Origin of the sequence: Pseudomonas saliphila (genome assembly GCF_008638345.1) — a bacterium.
Classification (GTDB): domain Bacteria; phylum Pseudomonadota; class Gammaproteobacteria; order Pseudomonadales; family Pseudomonadaceae; genus Halopseudomonas; species Halopseudomonas saliphila.
In genome coordinates this window covers 1-1,249 of sequence record NZ_VTVA01000051.1, presented here as the reverse complement: position 1 = coordinate 1,249, position 1,249 = coordinate 1, and the positions used below count along the sequence as shown (strand labels likewise).

The following is a 1,249-nucleotide window of genomic DNA, read 5'->3' as shown; positions in this document are numbered from 1 at the left end:
GTGCCATGATTGAGTTTGTCCACAATCACGGGTCGGCATCAAAGCAGGAGGGTCCATCCATGAGCAAGATTAGCATTATTGGAATCGATCTCGCCAAACAGGTATTTCAGCTTCACGGCAACGATAGCCGGGGACATAAGATACTCGGCAAGCAGCTCAAGCGTGATCAGTTGCTGCCTTTCCTGGCCACTCAGCCAATCTGTCTAGTTGCCATGGAAGCCTGCGGTGGAGCGCATTACTGGGCTCGCCAGATCAAGGCGCTGGGGCATGAGGTGAAGATCATTCATCCGCGCTACGTTAAGCCCTTCGTGCAGGTGCACAAAAATGACCAGCGTGATGCTCAGGCTATTGTCGAGGCTGCTGCTCGACCTAGTATGCCGTCGGTCGCAGTGAAGTCAGTTGAACAGCTGGATATCCAGGCCTTGCACCGGGTCCGTGAACGCCTGGTCAAGGAGAAGACGGCCATCGGTAACGAGCTGCGTGGCCTGCTACTGGAAATGGGTATCACCATTGCCCAAGGGCACAAAAGTCTGCGTGAGACAGTGCCGTTGATACTTGAGGATGCCGAGCGAGCACTGAGTGTACGCGCTCGTCACTTGATCCATGACCTGCGCGAGCAATGGCTGGAACGCGAGCGACGGATTGCAGATTACGACCGTGAGTTGAAACTGATCGCTAAGGAAAATGCAGTCTGCGAAGCGATACAGAGCTTGCCGGGTATTGGTCTGGTCAACTCGACGCTGCTGTACAGCCATGCTGGTGACGCCGAGCACTTCAAGTCGGGTAGACAGTTCGGCGCCTATCTGGGACTGACTCCCCGCCAGCATGGTACGGGTGGTGTAGGAAAAATGCTGGGCATTTCCAAGCAAGGTAACAAGCATGTGCGCAAACAACTGGTACATGGTGCTCGAGCGGCGTACCGGGTGCTTGTTCAGCCGGATAATGATTCGCGACTAGGTCGCTGGGTCAAACGCAAAAGCATGGAAGGCAAACATGTGAACAAGATTGTGGTGGCTCTGGCGAACAAGCTGGCTCGTATCGTCTGGGCAATCATGAAAACAGGCCAGCCCTATCAGCCAATGCGAGGCCTGGAAGCCTGAGAGACTGACAACGGCAGGCAGATAGTTAACAGGGTTATTACTCGTCCGAGGTTGCGCAGACCATTACGACACGACAGATAAGATCGATTCACTGAAACCTTAGGCGCCCCATGGCTCTTGGAAGCCGAGTAGGAGATTAAGGACAGTGA

1 protein-coding gene is annotated in these 1,249 nt (G+C 54.4%); it reads left to right on the top strand.

Features of this window, described 5'->3' with window-relative positions:
* Nucleotides 1-59: 59 nt before the first annotated feature.
* Nucleotides 60-1,100 (top strand): IS110 family RNA-guided transposase, encoded by a 1,041-nt coding sequence (locus FHK95_RS19950; RefSeq protein ID WP_178114871.1) that lies wholly within the window; start codon nucleotides 60-62, stop codon nucleotides 1,098-1,100.
* Nucleotides 1,101-1,249 lie beyond the last annotated feature (149 nt).